The 23,530-nt window shown below is 73.0% G+C and carries 21 protein-coding genes; 9 read left to right on the plus strand and 12 right to left on the minus strand.

What is annotated here, in order from left to right:
- Positions 1 to 230 precede the first annotated feature (230 nt).
- The 6 genes from DQ244_RS02980 to DQ244_RS03005 all read right to left on the minus strand — a co-directional run bounded on the left by DQ244_RS02980 (position 231) and on the right by DQ244_RS03005 (position 5,996).
- Positions 231 to 650, minus strand: a complete 420-nt coding sequence (locus DQ244_RS02980; RefSeq protein ID WP_113810613.1) for a hypothetical protein — start codon at positions 648 to 650, stop codon at positions 231 to 233.
- Positions 647 to 1,033 carry a flagellar export chaperone FliS gene (gene fliS, locus DQ244_RS02985; protein ID WP_113809957.1) on the minus strand — a complete coding sequence of 129 codons (387 nt, stop codon included), beginning with the start codon at positions 1,031 to 1,033 and terminating at the stop codon, positions 647 to 649. The genes DQ244_RS02980 and fliS overlap by 4 nt, the downstream gene beginning before the upstream one ends.
- 44 nt (positions 1,034 to 1,077) lie before the next feature.
- Positions 1,078 to 2,460 (minus strand): flagellar filament capping protein FliD, encoded by a 1,383-nt coding sequence (gene fliD / locus DQ244_RS02990; protein WP_113809958.1) that lies wholly within the window; start codon positions 2,458 to 2,460, stop codon positions 1,078 to 1,080.
- Between the two features lie 109 nt (positions 2,461 to 2,569).
- Entirely contained in the window at positions 2,570 to 3,751 is a 1,182-nt protein-coding gene (locus tag DQ244_RS02995) for a flagellin (RefSeq protein WP_113809959.1), read from the minus strand.
- A gap of 155 nt (positions 3,752 to 3,906) precedes the next feature.
- Positions 3,907 to 4,980 (minus strand): hypothetical protein, encoded by a 1,074-nt coding sequence (locus tag DQ244_RS03000; RefSeq protein ID WP_113809960.1) that lies wholly within the window; start codon positions 4,978 to 4,980, stop codon positions 3,907 to 3,909.
- Between the two features lie 11 nt (positions 4,981 to 4,991).
- Positions 4,992 to 5,996: a sigma-70 family RNA polymerase sigma factor gene (locus DQ244_RS03005; RefSeq protein ID WP_113809961.1), complete on the minus strand. Its 1,005-nt coding sequence runs from the start codon at positions 5,994 to 5,996 to the stop codon at positions 4,992 to 4,994.
- A 221-nt stretch (positions 5,997 to 6,217) separates the two neighbouring features.
- Between DQ244_RS03005 and DQ244_RS03010 the strand changes: the two genes are divergently transcribed.
- The 7 genes from DQ244_RS03010 (at position 6,218) to DQ244_RS03040 (ending at position 11,737) form a co-directional block, all read left to right on the plus strand.
- Entirely contained in the window at positions 6,218 to 6,703 is a 486-nt protein-coding gene (locus DQ244_RS03010; RefSeq protein ID WP_113810614.1) for a flagellar protein FlgN, read from the plus strand.
- Positions 6,700 to 8,115, plus strand: a complete 1,416-nt coding sequence (flgK, locus tag DQ244_RS03015) for a flagellar hook-associated protein FlgK (RefSeq protein WP_113809962.1) — start codon at positions 6,700 to 6,702, stop codon at positions 8,113 to 8,115. Before DQ244_RS03010 ends, flgK begins: the two co-directional genes overlap by 4 nt.
- A 5-nt stretch (positions 8,116 to 8,120) precedes the next feature.
- Positions 8,121 to 9,020, plus strand: a complete 900-nt coding sequence (gene flgL / locus DQ244_RS03020; protein ID WP_113809963.1) for a flagellar hook-associated protein FlgL — start codon at positions 8,121 to 8,123, stop codon at positions 9,018 to 9,020.
- Positions 9,020 to 9,460 carry a flagellar assembly protein FliW gene (fliW, locus tag DQ244_RS03025; protein ID WP_113809964.1) on the plus strand — a complete coding sequence of 147 codons (441 nt, stop codon included), beginning with the start codon at positions 9,020 to 9,022 and terminating at the stop codon, positions 9,458 to 9,460. Before flgL ends, fliW begins: the two co-directional genes overlap by 1 nt.
- Before the next feature lie 90 nt (positions 9,461 to 9,550).
- Entirely contained in the window at positions 9,551 to 9,862 is a 312-nt protein-coding gene (csrA, locus tag DQ244_RS20045; RefSeq protein ID WP_255411580.1) for a carbon storage regulator CsrA, read from the plus strand.
- A gap of 228 nt (positions 9,863 to 10,090) precedes the next feature.
- On the plus strand, positions 10,091 to 10,570 hold the full coding sequence (locus tag DQ244_RS03035) for a hypothetical protein (protein ID WP_233491135.1): 480 nt from the start codon (positions 10,091 to 10,093) through the stop codon (positions 10,568 to 10,570).
- Positions 10,571 to 10,642: 72 nt separating this feature from the next.
- Entirely contained in the window at positions 10,643 to 11,737 is a 1,095-nt protein-coding gene (locus tag DQ244_RS03040; protein WP_113809966.1) for a flagellar biosynthesis protein FliA, read from the plus strand.
- A 30-nt stretch (positions 11,738 to 11,767) separates the two neighbouring features.
- Here the strand turns inward: DQ244_RS03040 and DQ244_RS03045 are convergent, their stop codons facing one another.
- Positions 11,768 to 12,631, minus strand: a complete 864-nt coding sequence (locus DQ244_RS03045) for an endonuclease domain-containing protein (protein ID WP_113809967.1) — start codon at positions 12,629 to 12,631, stop codon at positions 11,768 to 11,770.
- A gap of 82 nt (positions 12,632 to 12,713) precedes the next feature.
- Positions 12,714 to 14,003 (minus strand): YncE family protein, encoded by a 1,290-nt coding sequence (locus tag DQ244_RS03050; protein WP_199580123.1) that lies wholly within the window; start codon positions 14,001 to 14,003, stop codon positions 12,714 to 12,716.
- 254 nt (positions 14,004 to 14,257) lie between these two features.
- Here DQ244_RS03050 and DQ244_RS03055 point away from each other — a divergent pair, with 254 nt between their 5' ends.
- Together DQ244_RS03055 and DQ244_RS03060 are read left to right on the plus strand one after the other, a co-directional pair.
- Positions 14,258 to 14,608, plus strand: a complete 351-nt coding sequence (locus tag DQ244_RS03055; protein ID WP_113809968.1) for a hypothetical protein — start codon at positions 14,258 to 14,260, stop codon at positions 14,606 to 14,608.
- Positions 14,605 to 15,369, plus strand: coding sequence for a hypothetical protein (locus DQ244_RS03060; RefSeq protein ID WP_113809969.1), 765 nt, complete (start codon positions 14,605 to 14,607; stop codon positions 15,367 to 15,369). Before DQ244_RS03055 ends, DQ244_RS03060 begins: the two co-directional genes overlap by 4 nt.
- Positions 15,370 to 15,372: 3 nt before the next feature.
- On the opposite strand, the gene DQ244_RS03065 is transcribed toward DQ244_RS03060, so the two are convergent.
- The 4 genes from DQ244_RS03065 to DQ244_RS03080 all read right to left on the minus strand — a co-directional run bounded on the left by DQ244_RS03065 (position 15,373) and on the right by DQ244_RS03080 (position 23,507).
- Complete coding sequence (locus DQ244_RS03065) at positions 15,373 to 17,202, minus strand: NlpC/P60 family protein (RefSeq protein ID WP_233491136.1); 1,830 nt, start codon at positions 17,200 to 17,202, stop codon at positions 15,373 to 15,375.
- Between the two features lie 437 nt (positions 17,203 to 17,639).
- Complete coding sequence (locus tag DQ244_RS03070) at positions 17,640 to 17,831, minus strand: hypothetical protein (protein ID WP_113809970.1); 192 nt, start codon at positions 17,829 to 17,831, stop codon at positions 17,640 to 17,642.
- Between the two features lie 110 nt (positions 17,832 to 17,941).
- Positions 17,942 to 19,231, minus strand: coding sequence for a citrate synthase (locus DQ244_RS03075; protein ID WP_113809971.1), 1,290 nt, complete (start codon positions 19,229 to 19,231; stop codon positions 17,942 to 17,944).
- Positions 19,232 to 19,334: 103 nt separating this feature from the next.
- Positions 19,335 to 23,507 carry an FkbM family methyltransferase gene (locus DQ244_RS03080; protein WP_147251455.1) on the minus strand — a complete coding sequence of 1,391 codons (4,173 nt, stop codon included), beginning with the start codon at positions 23,505 to 23,507 and terminating at the stop codon, positions 19,335 to 19,337.
- Positions 23,508 to 23,530 lie beyond the last annotated feature (23 nt).

The raw sequence follows: 23,530 nt of genomic DNA on the forward strand, positions 1-23,530 counted from the left end.
CATCGGCACGGCCGCAGAGCGGGTTGACCGCCGGTCCGTCACCCGGGTGACGGGAGGGGTCCGGTGGGTTCGCCGGTGCGTGATCGCACGGATGTGACTGGTGCGGCGCGGCGGGCTGCCCGGTGCGGACGGGGCGGCTGCGCCCGGCGGCCGGCGTCCGGTCCCGGGAACGACGGCGCCCCCGCCCTCCCGGAGGGGAGGAGCGGGGGCGCCGGGGTCGATCGGGGAGGTCAGAGACCGCGGTCGACGAAGGAGGCGACGGGGCGGCTGGGCGTGTAGGACATGCGGGCGGCGACGTCGCGCTGGCGCTGCGACTGCAGGATCCGCTCGACCAGCTCCTCGCCGACGGCGAGCTGGTGCTGCAGCAGGCGGGCGGCACGCTCGCGGAGGTCGGCGGGGATGGGGCCGAGGTCGGTGGGCGGGACCCAGTCGGCGGTGCGGCGGCCCCAGGCGGCGATCTCCTCGCCGCGGCCGCGGGCGAGGGCTGCCCGCGCGGAGACCACGTCGCCCTCGAGCTCGTCGAGGGTCTGCTGCCAGCTCGCCAGCGACCGCCGGCGGTCGTGCCCGTCGCCGGACGTGCCGCTCCCCGCGTGGGGGTTGGGACCGAAGCCCGCGGTGGTCGATCCGGCCACCGGCCGGATGCCGGTCACGAGACCGCGCCGGCCAGCGAAGCCGCCGCCTGCCGCCACGCGTCGCGCAGCGGCTCCACGACCTGGCGGCAGGAGGCGATGCGGTTGGTGTCGAGCTTGATGTTGGCCTGCTGCAGCTCGCTGATCAGCCAGTTGTAGAGAGCGGCCAGCCGCGGTCCGCCGTCCCAGACGTCGACCCGCAGGCTGGACAGCAGCTCGTAGACGATCGCCTGGGCGTGCTGCAGCTGCTCGCTCGCCTCCTGGCGGTCGTCGGCGGCGACCGCACGCTGCGCTCGCTCGAGGTCGAGCGCGAGCCGGTCGTACAGCATGACCAGCACCTGCTGCGGCGATGCGGTCGCGACCGAGTCGCCGAGGTAGCGGGCGCGGAGGGAGGCGGCACTCATCGTGGGATCTCCTGGAACGAGGGGGGCGGTGCGAGGGGAAGGGGTCAGCCGAGGGAGCTGAGCTGGCTGCCCAGCCAGGTGGACTGGTTCCTCATGGAACTCAGCGCGGTCTCCATGGCGGTGAACTGCCGGGTCAGGGTGTCCCTGCGCTTCTCCAGCCGCAGGTCCCAGGAGTCGATGCGCGCCTGGATGTCCTTGGCCGTCGAGTCCTTGCCGCTGGCCATCGAGACCAGCGTTCCGGTCGTCGCGTTCGAGGCGGACTTGGCGACGTCCAGCAGACGGGCGGCGACGCCCTTGACCGCAGGGATCGGGGTGCCGTCGGGCGCGGTGCCCTTCGCGGTGCCGAGCACCAGGGTCTGGGCCAGCTCGGGCTTGTCCTTGAGCGCGGCGGTGAACACGTTCTTGTCGAACGTGATCTTGCCGTCCTTGGTGAGCTGGAAGCCGGCCTGCGCCGGCGACCCGGAGGAGCCCACGCCCGCGGAGACCGCGTCGAGCAGCTGGCCGGCGAGCGAGGTGATCGAGTAGTCGCCCCGCAGTGCGGCGGTGCTGCCCTTGGAGTTGTTCGTGTAGTCCTTGACCGTGGTGATCGCGGCGTTGACCGCGTCGACCAGCTTCTGCACGTTGGCGACGACGGCGTCGTTGTTGCTGGCCACCGCGACGCTGACCTGCGCCTCGGGGTCGGCCTTGGACACCGTCACCGAGACACCCGGCAGGAGGTCGGCGAACGTGTTGGTCGCCGAGGACGAGGTCACGCCGCCGCCGAGGTGCAGGACGGCGTTCTTCGCGTCGGCGGTGTTGAGGAAGGTCGACCCCATCGTGGTGGTGTCCTCGGACGCCGTCCTGACGGTGAACTTCCCGGCCTCGCCGGACTTCGTGCTGCTCAGCTGCAGGGTGTAGGAGTTGTCGGCGAGCTTGACCACCGACGCGGTCATCCCCTTGCCGGCGTCGGTGATCGCCTTCGCGGCCTCGGAGAGGGTGGCCCCGGCCGGGATGTCGATCGTGCCGACGGAGACATCCTTGTCGTCGTAGACCTCGATCGGCCACGTCATGCCCGGGATGCGGGCATCGGCGGTGGCGGAGGTCCAGGTGTTCCGGCTCAGGCTGACCTGGGTGCTGGCCAGGGAGTTGACGTAGAAGCTGACCGAGGCGCCGGGGGTGGCGCTGGCGGTGGCGGCGGCGGTGACGGCGGAGCTGGTGCTCGACGCGGTCCGGGCGCTGGCCAGGGCGGAGGGGGTGAGCTTCTCGGCGGCCGAGGTGATGGCCAGGAAGGTCGTGTTGACCGTGCGGTAGGCCGAGGCGGCCTGCTGGGTGGCCGTGAGGCGGGTCTTGAGCGCCTTCTGCGACGCGCCCTCGGCGCTGATGAGCTGGTTGATGAGGTTCGTGGTGTCCAGCCCGGAGACCAGACCGTCGACGCTCATGCCTGCCATGCGCTTCCTCCTGGTCCGGGCGGGCGGGGGTGTGAGTGAGGGGGGAGGCCGGTCCGGCCTCCCCCCTCACCCGAGGTGCTGAGGTGCTCCCTCAGCTACTCAGCTGGGATCAGCGGAGCAGCGACAGGACACCCTGCGAGGCCTGGTTGGCCTGCGCGAGCATCGAGGTGCCGGCCTGGGTCAGGATCTGGTTGCGGGTGAACCCGACCATCTCCTGCGCCATGTCGGCGTCACGGATGCGGCTCTCCGACGCGGTCAGGTTCTCGACCGAGACGTTGAGGTTGTTGATGGTGTGGTCGAACCGGTTCTGCAGAGCACCCAGGTCGGCCCGGGTGGTGGAGACCGTCTTGATCGCGGCGTCGATCTTCTTCAGGCCCTCGGTGGCTCCGGTGGACTGCGTGAAGGTGAGCTGCGCGGCCGCGAGCTCCTCGGCGGTGGCGTCCGCACCCGGGTTCGAGCCCGTGATGGTGAGAGCGCCGCCGCTGACAGCGGCCTGGATGTTGCCGGCACCGAAGGTGTTGTCCAGGGCCTCGTTCAGCGACGCCAGACGCTCGGTGGCGTTGGCCGTGTCGCTGTACTTGACCGAGGACAGGTCCAGGGTCTTGCCGCCCATGGTGAGGGAGCCGTTGAGCTTGGCGAACTCCTCGGCGTTGGCCAGGTTGGCCGTGCCCGAGGCGACCGCCACGGTGCCGGCGGTGCCGGCAGCGGAGCTGCTGGTCGCAGCCGTCTCGGTGGCGGTGATGCCGGCCGCGGCGATGGTGACGTCCACGCCCTCCAGGTCGAGACCGTTGGCGCCCATGGCGGTGCCGATCTGGACCTGGATCTGCTCGCCGGCGTTGGCGCCGACCTGGAACTTGCCGGCGTAGTTGCCGTCGAGCAGCTTGGTGCCGTTGAAGGTCGTCGTGTCGGAGATGCGGGTCAGCTCGTTCTTGAGCTGGCCGAGCTCCGACTGGATGTTCTTCTTGGCCTCGGCGTTCAGACCACCGTCGTTGCTGGCCTGGACGGTCAGGTCGCGCATGCGCTGCAGGATCGAGTGCGTCTCGGTGAGCGCACCTTCAGCGGTCTGCACGACCGAGATGCCGTCCTGGGTGTTGCGGACGGCGACCTTCAGGCCACCGATCTGCGAACGCAGGCCCTCCGAGATGGCGAGCCCGGCCGCGTCGTCGGCAGCGCGGTTGATGCGGAAGCCGGAGGAGAGCTTCTCCAGCGACTTGCTCATCTGGTTGTCCGTGACGGACAGGTTGCGGTACGCGTTGAGCGCCGCGATGTTGTTGTTGACGCGCAGACCCATGATGTTCCTCCTTGGACGGGGTCGTACTGGGGGTTCCCGCTGCATCCGTGCTGCGGGCCGTGCAGGTAGAACTACGGCCGGAAGGCCGGGGGACTTGAGGCGAACGGGTCACGAAATGACCACGGTCCCCCGATCGGGGGCATCGCCGGCGGTCCTCAGGCGTATCTGCGCTGGTCGCGGGCCCGGTGGTCGGCGGCCCGTCGCCAGGCCTCCACCCAGAGCTCCGCGGTGTGCTCGGTCAGGTGCCGGTCGAGCACGACCTCCCGGGCCTGGACGGCGCTCTCGACCCGCCGGTCCCGGTCCCGGATGAAGGCGGTCAGGGCCTTGCCCCAGTCCTTGGCCGACTTCGCCCGCCAGCCGAGGCCGAGCCGCTCGTACTCGGCACTCGGGGAGCGGACGAACGCGACGCCCCGCGCCGAGTACTCGATGGCCTTGAGCCAGCTCTTGCAGGTGTTGAACCGGTCGATGCGCAGCGGGGCGACCCCGATGTCGAGGTGGTCCCCGACGGCGGTGACGTAGGTGTCGACGCCGTGCATCCAGCCCGTCTCCTCGGGCTCGTCGGAGAGGCCGAGCAGAGCGGTCGCGTTCTCCTTCTGGCCGACGACCATGAACCGGCTGCGACCGCGGGTCGCGGCCAGCGCCTGCTGGAGGCCGCTGCCCATCTCCTGCAGGTCGTAGGGGTGGGTGGCGACGCTGCCGGTCCAGCCGACGGTGACGACGTCGGTCTGCCGCTCGTAGGCGGGGGGCAGCTCGGCGACGCGACGGGGGATCGCGTTGGGGATGGTGACGCCGCGGCCGTGCGGCGCGTACTCCTCCAGCAGGGCCGGCGTCGTCGTCGTCACGAGGTCCGCGGCCCGGGCGCACTCGGCCGCCTTGCGACCCATGCCCCGGCGGACCAGCGCCAGGTGGGCGAGGTGCCCGTAGGGGACGGCCGAGAGCAGGTCGTCCATCTCCACGACGACGGCGACACCGTCGGCCTGCAGGACGCGGATGGTCTCGAGCATGGCCTGGGTCTTGGGCAGCTGGAGGACGACGACGTCGGCGCCGCGTGCGTCGGCCGCGACGACCTCGCCCTCGCCCCCGGTCGCCGAGGGGCGGACCGTGGTCGCGATGCCGGGGACGGTCTCGATCTCGACGTCGTGGCCGGCGTCGCGGATGGCGCGCAGCGGCTCGGTGACCCGGTAGTAGTCCTGGGCGTTCTGCCCGGCGTGCATGACGAGCACCTTCATGGCGGCGCCTCTCAGGCGGGACGCCGCGACGTCGCGGTGTCGGGGGTGACCCAGCGGGGCCGGGGGTGGGGGACCGTCGTCCTCACGGGCGCGGGCGGGACGGGGGCCGTCGGAACGGCACCGGACCGGCCGGTGAGCCGCTCCAGGTAGCTGCGCTGCTGGTTGCGGGCGCGGACGCCGCCGCTGGCCGCGACGGGGGTGCCGTCCCAGATCTCGCCCATCGCGGCGTGCAGCAGGGTCAGGGCCCGGGCGCGCATCTGCGAGACCCGGGAGAGGGTGACCCCGAGGTCCTCCGCGATGTCGGTCAGGGATTCATCACCGAAGAAATTGCGCTCGATGACCTCGTCGAGCCGGTCGGGCAGCGCCCGGATGGCCTCGTGCAGGTGGCGGGCACGCTCGCCGCGCATCACCGCGCGCTCCGGCGACTCGCCGGTGTCGGGCAGGTCGAGGCCCGTGCCCTCGGGGCCGGTCTCGGCGTCGATGCTGACCATGACCGCGCGGTGCACGTCGACCTGCAGGTGGTCGAGCTCGCTGCGCGCCATGCCCAGGCTGTCGGCGAGCTCCTCGCGCGTCGGCGGGCGGCCCAGGCTGATCGTCAGGGCGTCGGCCGCGGCGTCGGTCCGCCGCGCGGCGGCGCGCACCGACCGGCTCGCCCAGTCCCCGGACCGCAGCTCGTCGAGCACGGCGCCCTGCAGCCGGGCCAGGGCATAGGTGGCGAAGGAGGCGCCGGCGGTCGGGTCGAACCGCTTGGCCACCTCGACGAGGGCCACGTGCGCGCAGGACAGCAGGTCCTCGCGGCTGACGTGGCTGGGCAACGAGATGCGGGCGGCGACCGCGTTGACGGCGAAGGCGGCGAGCGGCAGGTGCTCGGTCACCAGCGCGTCGACCTCCTGCGCCGACCGGCCCTTGACCGGGTGCGGCACGCGGCCGCTGGGGGGCCGCTCGCGCGACGAACGGTCGTGTGCGGACCGCTCGCGCAGGGATCGCTCGGAGACGAGGGCACGGACTGGGGTCACGTCCGTATCTCTCGGCGGACCGGGACGAGGTCGGCACCACCTGTCGGCAGAAATCCCGCGGAACTTGAGCGGCTCTTGCGTGCTTCGGCTTGACCTGCTCCGAACGGGTGCCGATGGCACCACCGTTGGCGGCTCCGCCCACGGCCCTCCTCGACCTCGAGGACCGGGCCGGGCGGACCGCCCGGGACGACGACGCGGATCGACGGAAGGCGGTGGACGGAGTGGACTACCAGCACCTGTCGACGTTGCTGTGGCGGGAGCAGGAGCTCCTGGACCTGCTGCTGTTCAAGGCCGAGGAGAAGCAGTACCTGATCCTCACCGGGAAGACCCGCTGGCTGCAGCGGATCGCCCACGAGATCGAGGTGGTCCTCGACCAGCTGCGCACCCTGGAGGTGGAGCGCGCCGCGGCCACCGAGGCCGTGGCCCAGCAGCTCGGCATCGACACGAACCCCTCGCTCCGGCAGGTCGCCGAGGTGGCGCCCGCGCCGTGGAACGACCTCTACGCCAAGCACCACGAGGCCCTGCTGGTGCTGGTCACCGAGCTGCGCAGCCTCTCCGACGCCAACCGCGAGCTGATCGAGAGCGGTCTGTCCGCGATCGGTGACGCCCTCCTGCAGGTGCGCACCCCCTCGGCCGGCACCTACGGCGCCACCGGCCGGCACTCCGACGGCAGCTCGCGCGCCGTCACCCTGGATGGAGCACTGTGAGCACCTTTTCGGGCCTGAACGCCGCGACCACCGCCCTGTGGGCGAACCGTCGTGGTCTGGACGTCACCGGCCAGAACATCGCCAACGTCAACACGGAGGGCTACTCCCGCCAGCGGGTCGACATGGCCGCTGTCGGCGGGAGCGCCGTGCCGGCGTTCTTCTCCACGAGCTCGGGCATCGGACAGGGCGTCAACGCCGACGACGTCATCCGCATCCGGGACGCCTTCCTCGAAGGACGTGGCCACACCGAGCACGCGAACCACGCGCAGCTCGTCGCCGAGACCGACGCCTTCGAGCTCGTCGAGCAGGCCTTCCGCGAGCCCGGCGACACCGGCATCCAGAAGATGCTCGCCGAGACGTGGAGCAGCTGGCAGGACGTCGCCAACAAGCCCGACGACCTCGCCGCCCGCGGTGCGGTCCTCAAGCGGCTGGACACCCTGGTCGGCGGCCTGCACTTCAGCCAGGCCCAGCTCGACGGGCAGTGGGACCAGACGCGGGAGAACCTCGCGGTCCTGGTCGACGACGTCAACGCGGCGGCGGAGAACATCGCCACGCTGAACGTCGCGATCCGGCGCGCGACGCAGGCGAACCTGCCGAGCAACGACCTGGCCGACCAGCGCGACGTGCTGATCATGAAGCTCGCCGGTCAGGTGGGCGCCACGGTCCGGCCGGGCGAGGACGGCGTCCTGAACGTGGTCGTCGGCGGCCTCGGCCTCGTCACGGGGGGCACGGCGACCAAGCTGCGGCTCGCCGGCACCGATGACCCTGCCACCATCGACCCCAAGGCGGGGACCGGCGATCTGGTCCGCCTGATGGCCGACCCCGGGGACTTCCAGGTGCGCGTCGCCGGGACGGCGGCGGGGCAGCTCAACTCCCTCAACGTGATCGTCCCGACCCACCGCAAGGAGCTCGACGGCATCGCCTCCGACCTGGCGGCGAAGCTGAACGCCGCGCACGCGGACGGTTTCGACCTCGACGGCCTGGCCGGGGCACCCCTGCTCGGCTCGTCGGGCGGTCCGCTGACCGCGTCCTCGCTCACGGTGCTGGTCACCGACCCCCGCGGGGTCGCCGCCTCGTCGCTGGAACTGCCGGCGGGGAACCTCGGCAACGGCAACGCCGACCGCATCGCGCGCATCGGCAGCGAGGTGACGGGCGTCGACGCCCGGTACCGCGGGATGATCGTCGAGCTCGGCGTCCAGTCGGCGGTGTCCCAGCGCAACCTCGACATCCAGAGCAGCATCACCACCACGGTGGACGCCGCACGCGACTCGGTCGCCGGCGTGAACCTCGACGAGGAGCTCACCAACATGCTCTCGTACCAGCACGCCTACTCGGCCGCGGGTCGCATGATCACCGCGATCGACGAGGCGCTCGACGTGCTGATCAACCGCACCGGCCTGGTCGGGCGCTGATCTCGATGCGCATCACCCAACGGGCCGTCGCCCTCACCAGCCTGCAGGGCCTCAACCGCAACCTGGACGCCTTCGGCAAGCTGCAGCAGCAGCTCACCTCCGGTCGGCTGCTCAGCGCGCCGTCGGACTCGCCGACCGGCACCAACCGCGCCATGCAGACGCGTTCGGACCAGGAGGCGACCTCCCAGTTCGTCCGCAACATCGCCGACGGGAAGAGCTGGCTCGACCAGACCGACGCCACTCTCCAGCAGATGATGGACGTGACGCGGCGGGTCCGGGACCTGGCGGTGCAGGGCTCCAACACCGGAGCCATGTCCGACACCGCCGGCAAGGCCCTGGCCGCGGAGGTCTCCTCGCTGCGGGAGAGCCTGCTCGGGCTGGCCAACACCACCGTGGCCGGACGCCCGCTGTTCGGTGGGATCACTGCGGGGGCGCAGGCCTACCACCCGGACACCGGGGCCTACCTCGGGACCACGGACACGCCGGTGGCCCGACGGGTGTCGACGACCGAGGAGGTCCGCATCGACATCAGCGGGGTCGAGGCGTTCGGCAGCCAGACCGCGGGTGCGGACCTGTTCGCCATCGTCGACGACATCGCCACCCACCTGGAGGGTGGTGGTGCCGGCCCCGACGCGCTGGCCGCGGATCTCGCCGCACTCGACGAGCGGATGAGCGCGATGATGTTCGCCGTCGCGGACGTCGGTGCCCGGTCCGCCCGCATGGAGCGCGAGGGCGACATCGCCCTCGACCAGGGGATCGTGCTCGAGACCCGGCTGGCCGAGGTCGAGAACATCGACCTGCCGAACACGATCATGCGGCTGCAGATGCAGCAGACGGGCTACGAGGCCGCGCTGGCCGCCACCGCCAAAGCGCTCTCGCCCACGCTCCTGGACTACCTGCGCTGATGACCACCCGACTCCTCGACCCGGCCCCGGCGCCGGCGACCGCACCGGCTCCGCCCCCGGTCCAGGTGCTGTCGTTCGCCGAGCCCGTGCCCGGTTTCCCCGCCCACCGGGACTACGTCCTGGTGCCGGCGGACCCGACCGGGCTGCTGTTCTGGCTGCAGTCGGTCGCCCCGGAGGGTCCGCGCTTCCTCGCCGTCCCGGCGAAGGAGTTCTTCCCCGACTACGCGCCGGTGATCCCGGCGGTGGTCCGGGCGGAACTGGGTCTGGCCGATCCGGCCGAGGCCCGCACCTTCTGCCTGGTCAGCGTTCCCGACGGGGACGTCTCCGAGGCCACGGCCAACCTCCGCGCGCCCGTCGTCGTCGCCCCCTCGACGCACCGGGCCCGGCAGGTGGTCCTGACCGATGGATCGCTTCCCCTTCGGCGGCGCCTCCGCCGATAACCTCAGGAGGGCCGCGCAGGGCGCGGCACTCCGGCCCGCTCCGGCGGGCGCGCCACGGACGGCCACCACAACACCCATGGAGGGGTACACGTGCTCACACTCACCCGCAGCGTCGGCGAGACCATCCGCATCGGTGACGACATCGAGGTCCACGTCGTCGAGGTCCGCGGCGGCACCGTGCGTCTGGGCTTCAAGGCCCCGCGCGAGATCGCGATCCACCGCGAGGAGGTCTACAAGCAGATCGCCGAGGCGAACCTGCTCGCGGCCCAGGTCACCGCCGACACCCTCGGCGCGCTGGCGGCGTTCGCGCCCACGGCTGCCGAGGCGACCGGCGCGGCCCCTGGCGAGCCGGCGGAGGCCGCCGTCGACACCGCGGGTCGCGCGGCACCCGCCGTGGACTGACAGAAGTGCACGGCGGCGAGGGGTGGACTCTCGTCAAGCCGTGCCAAGTTGACGGCGCCGGTCGCCGAAGTGCCTGCGACACGGGCAACTATTGCCGAAGCTTCGGCCTGACAACTGCGTTGGACACAGCGAGTTGTGTGCCGTGTTCGGACAGCGCATGCGGCAGATTCCTCCCTACGCAAGTGACAGGGGGCGAACAACATGGCACGCAACGCATTCACTACTCCGATGACCGGTGACCAGGCCGGTGAGCAGGAGTCCGTGGTGGTCCACGTGCAGCTGCGACCGCGGCGCGGCGCGACCCGCAAGTGCCTCGCGGCGCTCGCGGCTCTGGCTGCCGAGCACGAGGACGTCGTCGTCACCGTCACCGGCCTGAGCAAGGACGACCGCGTCGCCCGGGTGACCGTCGGCATCGACCTCGGCCCGCGCACCGCCATCGCGAAGTTCTCGCCCCAGGCGCAGGCGGCCTACGCCTTCGTCTCGGCCATGTTCACCTCGCTGTACGACCACATGCCGGTCTACACCGCCGAGCCCAGCGTCGCCGAGCGCGCCGCAGCCACCGCGCTGTTCGACCGCATCGCCGACGGCTCCGCCCGTGTCGACGACCTCGTCGCCGACCTCGGTGACTCCCGGCCCGCCACCTCGGCGCCCGCGTCGCCGATCCCCACGCCCCGGCTCCCCGGTCCCGGCGAGCGCATCTCGGCCTGACGGCCTCCTCCGCAGTACGGGTCCCCGGCCCACCGGTGACCCCTTCTTCCCCGTAGTGCCCAGGAGATCCCCATGCCCGACCGCATGTCGAACCCGACGACCGCCGACAACCGCGCCGCCCGCCAGCCCCTGGTGTTCGGCGGCATCCCCGAGGCCGAGGGCTGGGCGCTGGCGCCCATCACCCCGCGCGACCGGGTGCACTTCCGCGCCGACCAGGAGCTCCCGCTCGACGAGTTCCGCAGCGAGCTCCCCGACGGCGTCAGCGTCAGCTACGACCAGGGCGACGGCCTCTACCGGGTCGACGGCGCCTGCGGCACGGCCGCCGTGCTGGCCGACTGGGTCAAGGCCTGGTGCGCCGGGGCCGGTGTGACCACGATCGGCCTGCGCGCCGAGACCGACGTCCGCCGGCGCGCGCCGCGGGACCTGCCGCCGGCGTTCCTCGCCGACCTGTGCCGGCACTACGGGCCGGTCAGCCTCAAGCGGCTGCAGCGGAACATGAGCACCATCCGGCTGCACCTGCCCGACCCGGACGACCTGGGCCAGCAGGTGTACGAGTGGGTGCTCAAGGCCGTCGCGCAGTACGACGAGACGAAGTCGGTCCCGTTCGGCGCGTTCCTGGCCACCCAGCTCTCCAAGTGGGTGCACGACCTGGGCCGCAACGCCCACGGCCGCACCGCCGCCGACACCGAGCACAAGCAGCAGAAGGCGATCGCCGCCTTCATGGCCGAGCACCAGCGCCGGCCGTCGGAGAAGGAGCTGGCCGCGTACATGGGCCAGAGCGTCGCCACCCTGCGCCGCAACTCCCAGACCGTCGCGACCTTGAACGGCCTGCGCAACCTGCAGTCCCTGGACGGCGCGCCGGACGCGACCGAGATCCTGCTGCCGGACTCCTGCGAGGCGCCCGACGAGATCATGGGAGAGGCCGAGCAGACCCTGCTGTCGCACGCCCTCACCGCCGCCTGCGCCCCCGACCCGGGTGCGCGGCGCGACCAGCGCGCTGGTCAGCCCAACGTCCTGGGCTGGGCGACCTGGTACCTGACGACGTGGGGCGGCCAGACCAAGACCCAGCTCTCGGCGGACCTCAACACCTCGGTGCGGAACATGAACGTCTACGCCGACCGGGTGGAGAAGGCCCTCAAGGACCGCCTCGCCGAACTCGCCGACTGACCTCCCTGGGCCAAAATGGCCATTTTGGCCCTAGGGGGTGCGGGCGAGCTCCGAACGGATCCGCTGCACCACGCCGGCCACATCCCGCAGATCCGCCGCGCTGAGCCGGATGACGCGCCAGCCGGCGGCGACCAGGCGAGCAATGCGTTCGTCGTCCCGGACGATCTGCGTCTCCGCGAAGTGGTAGGCGCCCTCGTACTCGATGGCCAGCCGTGCTCCAGGGAAGGCGAGGTCGACGCGGCCGAGCAGCGCGCCGTCCGCGAGCACCTCGAACTGCGGGACCGGGGACAAGCCGGCGAGCACGCAAGCGACCCGCACGCGGGACTCCGGTGCCGACTCCGCTCGTGGATCGATCAGCGGGACGGCGCGGCGGACCCTGGTGACCCCCCAGCGGCCGAAGCCGGCCTCCGTCAGCCGCCGGAGTGCCCCCAGGTCGAGACTTCCCGCTCGCGCCATCGCATCGAGCGCAGCCACCGCGGTGCCCACCGGTTCCAGCGCGGCGACGTCCCACGCCGTCCGCAGGGCCGACGTCACAGGGACGCCGTCTCGGTCCTCGACCTCCGCGGGGCTCAGCGGTGTCCGGTGCACCTTCGTCCCCCGTGGCCCCTTCCACTCCACGTCGGGCGGTCGCAGCACCGTGACCGGGTCGTTGGGTGCGGCGAAGGCTGCGCCGTGCCATGCGGCTGCCGAGTGACCGCCGATCGCCGTCCCCTCGGGAAGCAGGAGGGCGACCCCACGACACCGCAGCCGGTGGTCGAACGGCGATCCCGGATCGGCGTAGACGCCTTGGACGACGCGGCGGAACCCGCGTTCCCGCAGCTGCTTGCGCGTGATCACGCCTTCGGAGATGGCGTGGCTACCGATGAAGACGCCGGTCAGATCGCGGATGGGCACCGGGCGAGGGTGCCTGGCCGCAACGCTCGCGAGTCCCGTTGTCCACAGGACTCAGGGGCCCAAATGGCCATTTTGGCCCGGGTCAGCGCCAGGTCGTGAGGACGTTCTCGGCGACGACGCCCTCGCGCACGCGCTGCGGGTGGTCGCCCACCGGGATGCGGGCGATCTCCTGCGCGGAGTCGTAGTCGATGACGACGACCTCGTCCTGCCCGCTCACCGACACCCAGCACTCGGAGCCGTTCACGCCGTTGGTCGACCAGTACGGCTTGTCGCCGACCTCCACGAGCGAGAACTCCTCGCTCTCCCGGTCGATCACCGCCGCGTAGCCGTCCATGGTCCCGGCGGCGCACAACGTCGTCCCCTCGGGGTTGATGGCCAGGCCGTGGTGGGCGGAGTCGAGGACGTACTGCTCGCGCTGCTCCGTCGTGCGCTTGGGCAGGTCGACGACGCGGGTGACGGCGCCGACCGCCGGCTCGCCCTCGTAGGTGACGTCGGGGTCCGGCGCCTGGGTGTCGAACTCGATCCAACCGTGGAAGAACGACACCTGCAGGTAGACGAACCGCTCGTCCGGGGCGACGGCCATCGGTCGGACCGCGGAGGCCATCCCCGGGTGGCCGGCCTCCTCGAGCTCCTTGCCCATGTCCCACCGCGACTCGATCGTCATGTCGTCGGTGCGCACGATCTGGAACACCCGCTCGCCCTTGAGTGTGTCGTAGGGCTGGCGCAGCACGGGCCGGTCGGTCGGGGTGTAGACGCGGCCGATGCTGGCGTGGAACACGCGCTCGCCGTCGGCGGTGTAGTTGTTCTCGTGCGGGGTGTCCCCGCTGGCGAACTCCCCGGTCTTCTCGCCGGTGCGGATGTCCAGCTCGTGCACCTTGTTCGCGGTGGAGTCGCTGACCAGCAGCCGCTCGCCGTCGGGGGAGACCCCCATGTGGTCGGAGCGGTAGCCCTCCATCGCGAACCGCCACCGGATCTGGCCGGTGCGCAGGTCGATGCCGACGACGTCGGCGAAGCTCGGGCGGCTGACCGCGAGCAGGCGGCCGTCGTGGGTGGTGAACATGTCGTCGGTGTACTGCGCGCGCCCCTCGCCGATCGCGGCCTGGATGGCGAGGTAGAAGACCAGCTTGTCCGGCCGCGCCACGATCTCGGCCATCCGCGCCGCGCGGTCCGGGATGGTGTCGATGGTCCGGATCGGCTCGTGGGTGCGGGCGTCGACGACCGTCGCCGTCCCGTCCCAGTTGTTGCCCACGAACATGACGTCGCGCAGCCCGCCGCCGTGCGACGAGCCCGGCGCGGCAGCCGAGGTGCCCCCGGTGACCAGCGCCGCGGTGAGGGCGAGGGCGACGGCGAGCGGAGCGGCGGTTCGGCGCACGGAGACCTCCGGGTCGTGGGGGTGTCGTGATGAGAACGCGCCGGTCCGCGGCGGGTTACGCCGACGGTGCGATCGGGGTCACGCCGCGGGGCCGGCGCGCCCGGCAGGGACCTCGTCCCGGAAAAGGACCGGCGAAGGGGTCCACAGGCGCCTGCGCCTGCCGATATCCACCTCGTGACACCGCGTCCCAGCACTCGCCACCTCGCCGCAGCGGCGGGGACGGCGACCGGACCGTGGTACCGGAGGGGTGGCCGATGAGCGCGCTCCCCACCGGCGATCCCGGCTCGCAGACGCTGGTGCCGCACTGGCTCGACGCGGTCGCCCGCCGCGAGCTGGCCGACACGGTGCAGGCCGCCCTGGCCGACCCCGAGGTGCACCCGGTCACCGCGATCCACCTGCAGGACGTGCTCACCGAGCTGCACGTCGCCGCCGCCCGCGAGGCGGTCTGGCCGACGTCCGCCGCACGGGTGCGGCTCGCGACCGGGTGGGACGACGACGTCCTGCCGGTGCGGCTCAGCCCCGTCGAGCTCGCCGGCGTGCTGGAGCTCGACGGGCTCCCCGAGGCGCTGCGCGACGTCCTCCGGTCCCGGGCGGGCCGCCCGTGACGGCATCCAGCATCTTCGGCACCTCGTCGAGCCTCCTGCAGCGCTTCCGGGCCGCCCCGGTCGACGTCCCCGACCTCCTCGACGTGGCGACCGAGCTGCTGCCCCGTCTCGCCACTCCCGGACTGCGCCTGACGCTGGTCCGCGGCTCCGGCACCGGCACGGTGCTGCGGGTGGAGGAGGACGAGCGGCGCGAGCAGATCCCCCTGGTCGAGCTGGCCGACGACATGAGCCGGGCCGGCGTCCCGGGGACGCCCGCCGGGATCGCCGCCGCGCTGCGCACCTACGTGGCCCGCCGCCCGGTCACCGACGCCGCGGCGGCCCGCACCGGGATCGCCGTCCTCGACTGGGCCGACGGCTCGGAGACGGCGGTCGGCTGGACGGTCGTCGTCGTGCGCGGTGATCTCGCCCTGCCCTGGGCGCCGTCACCGGCCGCCCGGTCCGTGGAGCTGCACCGCACACGGTCGGCAGCGACCGGCCGCGCCCACGACGTCGCGCTGGACGTCCGGGTCGAGGGCCCGCTGGCGCTGTGGTCCCACCGGACGGTGCCGGTGCTCGCCACGTCGGCGCTGGTCGCCCCGGAGCTGATGCTGCACCGGATCCTCACCGCCGGGCTGTCCGCGGCGGACATGCACGTCGTCGTGACCCCGCACCGGCCGGTCGTCTGCGCGGCGCCGGGAGTGGCGCGGCGCCTCGCCGGCCAGACCAGCGAGGCCAGCGTGACCTTGCCGTGGCGGCACGTCGTCGACCTGCCCTGGCTGTAGGCCTCAGCTGATCCGGCCGTACTCCCAGTGCCAGGGCTCGGGCTTCTCGCCGCCCGGGCGCGCCCAGTCCGGCTGCACGAACCCGAACCGCGCCGCGTGGGCCGTCATCCAGCTCCACTGGGGGGTCCCGGCCACGTTGATGCCGTCGCACAGGTCGACCGCCAGCGCCCACCCGTGGTTGGACGTGCCGGGGACCGCGGCCAGCGTCGGCTTGCGGTAGTACGCCCCGACCTGCGCGCCGAAGGACCGGTAGGAGTCGGTGATGCACATCGGCGTGCCGAACTCCGCCGTGTAGGCCTCGGCCAGCCGGCCGTAGGAGGCCGCGGCGTCGCAGCGCAGCGCGTGCCCGTCGACGCCGAGCCGGCACAGCGCCTCGACCGGGATCCGGCCGTTGGACCAGCCACCCCAGGCGGGGCTCACCGGACCCGCGACCGGCAGCGGTGCGCCGCAGTCACCGGTGCGGTCGGCGAGGACCGGCAGCGGCGCGTTCGGCTGCGCGGGGGCGGGCGCGGTCACCCGGACCGCCGACGCGCCGGGTTCCAGCGTCCGCACGCCGACCTGGTAGGTCGCGGCCGAGGCCCCGACGACGTCGCCGTCGCCCAGGTACATGCCGACGTCCGTGCCGCCGGGGGAGAAGACCAGGTCACCGACCTGCAGGTCGCGGACGGGGACGGCGGAACCGCCGGCCCACTGGTCCTGCGGGCTGCGCCCCAGCGCGTAGCCGCCCATCAGCCAGGAGGCGGCCGTGAAGCCACCGCAGTCGTAGGTCTCCGGACCGGTGCTGCCGGGCACGAAGGGCTTGCCGAGCTGGGAGAGGGCATTGCTGACGGCGGCCACGGTCTCGGCGGGCAGCACGGTCACCGGCTGGTTGCCGATGACCGCCCACGCCACGCCCGGCACCGGCCGGCCGTCGGCGTCGAGCGCGGGGGAGAAGCCGGTCGGGAGCGCCGCCGGGTCGGTGAGGGACGCCGCGGGCGGGGGCGCGATGCCGGCCGTGGCCAGCCGGGTCAGGTAGTCCTGCCAGCGGCGCATCACGGCGTCGTTGCGCGCCTGCTGCGGGCCGGCGACCGGGATGGAGCCGATGCCGGCGAGCACGCCGGACACCTCGGGCGGGAGGTCGTCGACCTCGGACCGCACGGTGACCAGCACCTCGGCCGCCCGCTCCTCGGCCAGGGCCAGGTCGGCACGGGCGGCGTCGACCCGGGCGCCGGCGGCGACCAGGTCGGCGGCCGCGCGCTCGGCGCGGACGACGGCGGTCTCGATGCCCGAGCCGATCCGGTCGGCCACGGCCTGCTGCCGGAGGACGGTCGGGGCGGCGTCGGCGTCGCGCACGTCCAGCGAGAAGACGGGCAGCCGGTCGGCCGGGCCCGAGCGGTACAGGACGGCCGCACCGCTGCCGACGGCCGACCGCTGCTCGTCGACCCGTTCCCGGGCCGCCTGCTCGGCGGTCTCCGCCTGCTGGAGCCGAGCCCGCCGCTGGTCGGCGGTCTGCTCCAGACGACGGTAGAGGTCGGCCTGCTCCAGCAGCGAGCTGCGGGCGGTGAGGGCCAGGGTGACGGTGTCGTCGCTCCCGGCGGGCAGGTCGGAGACCGGGAGGCCGAGGGCCAGGACGGCGGGGAGCAGCAGGGCGCTGGTGGCGACGACGCCGATCCGGGTGGACCAGCGCGAGCCGGTGCGCTCCGCGGGCGGTGCCGTGCGCTTCGTCCGGCCGCGCGCCGGGGCCCGGCGCGCGGGAGCCGGTCGACGGCCGGTGCCGCGGCCGCCGGTCGGCCGGCTCCCGGAGCGGCGGGCGGCGACGGCGGCGCGGGCCGCGGCGAGCTGCTCGGGCGTCACACCGGCACGGAGAGCCGCGGCCTGGCCGCGGGCCAGGGTCTCGCGGCGGGTGTGCGCATCCCGCGCTGCCAGCGCATCGCGCAGAGCGGCGGCCTCCGCCGGGGTCAGGGGCGGTCGGGCGTCGCGGCGAGGGGCGCCGGCAGCGCGGGTGCGGGTCTGGGAGGGGGTGCGGGCCGGAGTGGTGCGGGCGGTGGTGCGGCTCCGGGCCGGAGGGGCCGTACGGGGGGTGGATGCGCGCGCGGGCGTACGCGGAGCAGGCACTGCGGCGTCTCCCGGGCGTCGTCGGAGGGGCGGATGGGGCTCCTGGGGTCAGGAGCTCCCGCACATCCATCGACACGCCGGGCGAGGTGCTTGAAGAACCGGCCGGAGAGGGGGTCACCCGATCGGGGGAGGGTGATCTCCGGGGGAGGCCGGGCAGGGGCGCCGGGACGACCGGCTCAGGGCGCCCACCAGGCGCCGTGCCGGTGCACCAGGGGGACCCGGAGCTCCCCGCCGTCCTCCGTGGCGATCACGAGCTCCAGCGTGGTGATGCGGACCGGAGGCCCGTCGTCCTCGGGTTCGAGCAGCCGGCCGGTGGCCAGGGGCATGGGCGGCAGGACGAGGAAGTCCTCGTCGGCGAGCTCGGCCATGCGCGGTCCTCTCGAGTGCGGGCGGCGCATCCACCGTAGGGACACCCTGCGGGAACGCAACGGGCCGGGTGACCCCGAGGGTCACCCGGCCCGTTGCGCGGGTCGGGAGGTCAGCGTCCGCTGAGCGGCACGTAGTCCCGTTCGGTCTCGCCGGTGTAGATCTGGCGCGGGCGGCCGATCTTGGTGGTCGGGTCGGCGATCATCTCGCGCCACTGGGCGATCCAGCCCGGGAGCCGGCCGAGGGCGAAGAGCACGGTGAACATCCGCGTCGGGAAGCCCATCGCCTGGTAGATCAGCCCGGTGTAGAAGTCGACGTTCGGGTAGAGCTTCCGCTCGACGAAGTAGTCGTCCTCGAGCGCGATCTCCTCGAGCTGGCGGGCGAGGTCGAGCAGCTCGTTGCTGCCGCCGAGCTTGTCGAGCACGGTGTCGGCGGTCTTCTTCACGATCGCCGCGCGCGGGTCGTAGTTCTTGTAGACGCGGTGGCCGAAGCCCATGAGCTTGACCCCGGGCTCCTTGTTCTTGACCCGGTTCACGAACGACGGGATGTCGCCGCCCTCGCGCTTGATCGACTCCAGCATCTCCAGCACCGACTGGTTGGCGCCCCCGTGCAGCGGGCCGAAGAGCGCGTTGATGCCGGCGGAGACCGAGGCGAACATGTTGGCGTGCGACGAGCCGACCAGGCGCACCGTCGACGTCGAGCAGTTCTGCTCGTGGTCGGCGTGCAGGACGAAGAGCATGTCCAGGGCCTTCACCAGGTCCGGGTCCATGTCGTAGGGCTCGGCCGGGAAGCCGAAGGTCATCCGCAGGAAGTTCTCGACCAGGCCGTAGGAGTTGTCCGGGTACAGGAAGGGCTGCCCCACCGACTTCTTGTACGCGTAGGCCGCGATCGTCGGCACCTTCGCCAGCAGGCGCAGCGTGGAGATCTCCACCTGCTCCTCGTCGAAGGGGTCCAGCGAGTCCTGGTAGAAGGTCGACAGCGCGCTGACCGCCGAGGAGAGGACCGGCATCGGGTGCGCGTCGCGGGGGAAGCCGTTGAAGAACTGCTTCAGGTCCTCGTGCAGCAGCGTGTGCCGGCGGATCTTGCCGTCGAACTCCGCCAGCTGGTCGGCCGTCGGCAGCTCGCCGTGGATGAGGAGGTAGGTGACCTCCAGGAAGCTCGACTTCTCCGCCAGCTGGTCGATCGGGTAGCCGCGGTAGCGGAGGATGCCGGCGTCGCCGTCGATGTAGGTGATCGCCGACGTGCACGACGCCGTGTTGACGAAGCCGATGTCGAGGGCGACCTTGCCCGTGGTCGACAGCAGCTTGCTGGTGTCGAGCCCGTCCGCTCCCTCGGTCCCTGGCTTGATCGGCAGCGGGAGCACGCCGTCGGGGTGGTGCAGCGATACGTCGATGTCAGTCATCACGACGAACGCTAGCGCCTCGTCCGGCGGTTCGCGGCGCGAACGCGCGCCGCGTCCCCGCGTCGGCGCCGGGGGGCAGGACGGGGCTCCCCGGCGCCGGTTGCTACACCGGACGGGCGAACACGTTCACCTGGCCGGCGTAGCCGGCGGGCAGCGGGAAGGGCAGGACCTCGCCGTCGCTCTCGGCGAGCGCGGTGAACTCGAAGTCCCCGGCCTTGCTGAGCAGGGCGATCGAGTCCTCCTGCGTCCAGCCGTGGTCGGCGGCGGCCACGGGGGTGTACTCGTACACGACCGTCGGCCGGGTCGCGGCGATGAACTCCAGGGCGCCGCGCAGCACGCTCAGCTCGTGCCCCTCGACGTCGATCTTCACCAGCGAGACGCCGTCCAGCTCGCCGTCCCCGTGCAGGGTGTCCAGCCGCAGGGCGGGCACGGTGACCTCCTCCCACTCGTTCAGCAGGCCGAAGGCGTGGCGCCGGGCCGACGCGATGGCGCTGTTCCCCGGGGTCGCGTTGAAGACGAGGCTCCCGTCGGCGTCGCTCACCGCGGCGTTGTAGAGGGTCACGTTGCCGGCATCGTTGAGGGCGATGGTCGAGGCGGCCAGCCGCACCGTGTCCGGTGACGGTTCGAAGGCGACGACGCGCCCGGTCGGCCCGACGTGCGCGGCCAGGCTGGCCGCGACGACGCCGATGTTCGTGCCCACGTCCACGACGTTGCCCGGTCGCCGCGACAGCTCCTCCTCCAGCGCGGCGATGAGGACCCCGTTGCACTCCGGATCGACCGCGTGGAGGGCGGAGGGCCAGTCCCGGGCGTCCCCCATGTACCGGACGCCGTTGGCGAGCGCGCCGGTGAAGTACGGGCGGTCGGGCGGGATGGTGGCCCGGCGGCGGTCGAAGTCGCCGATGAACGTGCTGTCCACCCGGGACAGCAGGCCCGTCCGGCGCCCGGACCGCTGGAAGTCGGCCTCCGTGAGCGCGGCCCACATCTCGCTGAAGTCCCCGGTCCGCTGCTGCACGTCGGCGAGGATCTCGCGGCACTCGGGGAGCTCGAGCCGGTCGGGCCCGGCTCCGCCGCGGTCGACGTCGTCCCCGCCCGGGTCGATCGACCAGATGGCCAGTGCCCGCCCGTCGGGCCAGGTGCCGCCGCGGGGGACCACCGCCAGCCACGGTCCGGGGAAGAGCATCGACGGCTCGTCGGTGGGCACGAGCTCCAGGTCGATGTCGGGACCCTGCGCCAGCGCTTCCTCCAGCAGGGGCACCGCCTGCTCGAGCCGGTCGGCGGGGACGGCGACGACGGCGCGCTCGGCCACCTCCTGGGCGAGCACGTCCCGGAAGGCCTGCACCGTGGCGCCGATCTCGGCGGCGTCGATCGCCGGCGCCGCCAGCGCCACCGGGTAGGAACGGGTCCACACGTCGAGCTCCTGGGCGAGCCGCTCCCGGACGACGGCGCTGCGTGCCCGCTCGACCAGCCCCTCCGACCGCGTCGCCGGCGTGGGCCGGGTCAGCTCGACCAGCGCTGCCGTCGACAGCAGGGCCGCCTCCAGCGCTGCGCCGTAGTCCGGTGTGGAGGCCAGCTCCACGACCCGGGCGGCGGCCAGGAACAGGGCTCGGGCGTGCGCCCGCCGCTCCTGGTGCTCACCGGCCAGGAAGCCGTTGCGAGCGCCCCAGTCGACCAGCCTCGACCAGTCCCGCTCCGCCCGGCCGATGTACCGCGGGTTGACCGAGTTCTGGCCGCCGTGGCTCCGGAACCGGCTCAGCGTCCGGGGGGTGTAGTAGGCCGGGCCCCGGGCGAGCAGGAACAGCCAGAGCTGGACGTCGTTGAGGACGTCGACGGTGCGGTCGTCGACCATCCAGAGGTCGGCGGGGGAGACGTCGTCGCGGCGGAACAGCACCGTGGTGGGCTCGCCGATCACGTTGGTGCAGTTGACCAGCACCACGTCACCCAGCTCCCGGCCGCCGATCAGGCCCGGCTTGTCGCGCAGCTTGGGGTACTCGTGGCCGGGGACCGGCTTCCCGTCCTCGTTGACCAGCACCCGGTGCGAGAAGGCCATCGACGCCTCGGGGTGCCGCTGCATGCCGCGCACCAGCTCGCGCACGCAGTCGGTGCCGAGCACGTCGTCGTGCATGAGGTACTTGACGTACTCGCCGCGGGCCTCGGCCAGCAGCCGGCGGGGGTTCTCCAGCCCGCCGACGTTGCGGTCGAACCGGATGACCCGGACGCGGTCGTCGGCCGCCGCTGCCGCGGCCAGGATCTCGGGCGTGCGGTCGGTGGATCCGTCGTCACCGACGATCACCTCGATGTTGCGGTGGCTCTGCCCGAGCGCGGACTGCAGGGCCGCCTTGAGGAACCGCTCGCCGTTGTAGGCCGGGACCAGGATGCTGACGAGCGGATCGCCCGGGGGTGTCGCCTGCCGGGCGCGGGCGTCGGCCAGGGCCGCCTCGAGCACGCGTCGGCGGCTCGAGAGCTGGGCGTCCACGCCGTAGGTGCGCCGGGTCGTCCGCAGACCGGCCTGTGCCACGCGGCGCACGCCGTCGGGCTCGGCCACCATGGCGAGGATCCGCGCGACGACGTCGTCGGCGTCCGCGCGCGGCATGAGGATGTCGGTGCCGTCGGTGTAGAGACGGTTCTGGCCGAGCGGGTCGGTCGCGACCATCGCGACCCCGCTCAGCGACGCCTCGACGCAGGCCCCGGTGGGGAACCCGTCGAAGGCTCCGGGCGTGATCCGTCCCGCTGCCACCGGCGAGACGATGACGTCCATGCCCAGGTAGAACTCGTGCAGCTCGGGGGTGCTGAGCACCCCGGAGAAGCTCAGGTCCAGCTCCGCGTGCTCCGGGCCGACGTCGGCCGGACCGAAGCCGCCGACGACGTGGCCGCGGACCGGCAGGCCGGCGTCGGCGAGCGAGCGCAGGGACTCGAGGAAGACGGGCCACCCCTTGTCCGAGCCGTCGGGGGTGTACCGCGCCGCCACGAAGCAGACGTCGAGGAACTCCTTGCCGCTGCCGAAGTAGTCCGTGCGCAGCCCGGCGCCGGGGGCCAGGCAGCTGCGGCCGACGGGTCCTCCGATCACCTCGGTGACCGGCACCGACCCGCCGCCGACCTCCCTCACGAGGGCGGTGACCACCGGCTGGGTGGTGATCACGTGCCGGAGCAGGGGCGAGGCGAGGACCCGCCGCAGCTTCCGCTCCGACACCGGGTCGCCGAGGTAGAGGCCGCCCCCGGGGTACAGCTGCAGCACGAACGGGAGCGCGTGGCGCTCGAGGTCGGCGAGGAACATCGCGGCGTTGTTGAGGAACATGATCGACGCGCAGTCGAACTCCGCCAGCCGCCGGGCGTCGTACCGGGAGATCTGCCGCTGCGTCCCCGGGTAGAGGGCCGCGTGCTCGGCGGCGACGGGTGCGAACGGCTCGACGGTCGTCAGCACCTCCGCGACCACCCCGTGGCGCAGCAGCCAGTCGAACTCGGCGATCCGGAACCCCGTGCCCTTGGCCGGGAAGTAGTCGTCCAGGACGACCATCCCGCCGCGCCGCGGTGCGCCGGTACCCGCGGCCGGGTCCGACGGCTGCGGGAGACCCGGCGCGACGGGCTCCGGCAGGAGCGTGTGCGGGTCGTGGGGCGACGCGCCGGAGCCGGGACGGTCGCCGCCGGGGCGGGCCGCGTGGCGGGTCATCTCCTCCGTCAGCACGCCGACCGAGCCGTACCGGGCCATCGCGAGGTCGACCAGCCGCTCGTGGTCCGGGCTCTCGAAGATCCCCGGATCGAGCCGTTCGAGCAGCTCGGCCCGGTACACGGCGCAGCTCGGCGTCGGGAACCCGACGACGTCGCTCACCTCGACGTGGGACTCAGCGCCCGGTGCGTCGATCGCGGGAAGGGTCTCCGCCGAGCCCGTCGCGTCGTCGACGACCGACGTGCGGGTGGCGGCCATCGACAGGTGCGGGTGCTCGTCGAGGAGCTCCACCTGCCGCCGGAGCTTGTCGGCGGCGGTCCACTCGTCCCGGGCGTCGAGGACGGCGACGTACCGGCCGGAGCACGCGACGACGCCGCGGTGGAACTCCTGCGCCGCGGGTCGCGATCCGCCGGTCACGACGCGGGCCGCGACCTGCGTGCGCTCCGACCACGCGGTGACGAGCTGCCGCACCCGCTCGCCCGAGGCGTCGTCGGCGACGACGACCACCTCCAGGGCCTCGACGAGGTCCTGGCGCTCGATCGACGCGAGCGCGCGCTCGACGAGGTCCTCGCCGTCGCGGGTCGTCAGGAGCACGCTCAGTCGGGGAGCTGTCATGGGATCGCCTTTCGGGAAGTGCT

This window comes from Blastococcus sp. TBT05-19 (assembly GCF_003319095.1).
Taxonomy (GTDB): Bacteria; Actinomycetota; Actinomycetes; order Mycobacteriales; family Geodermatophilaceae; genus Blastococcus.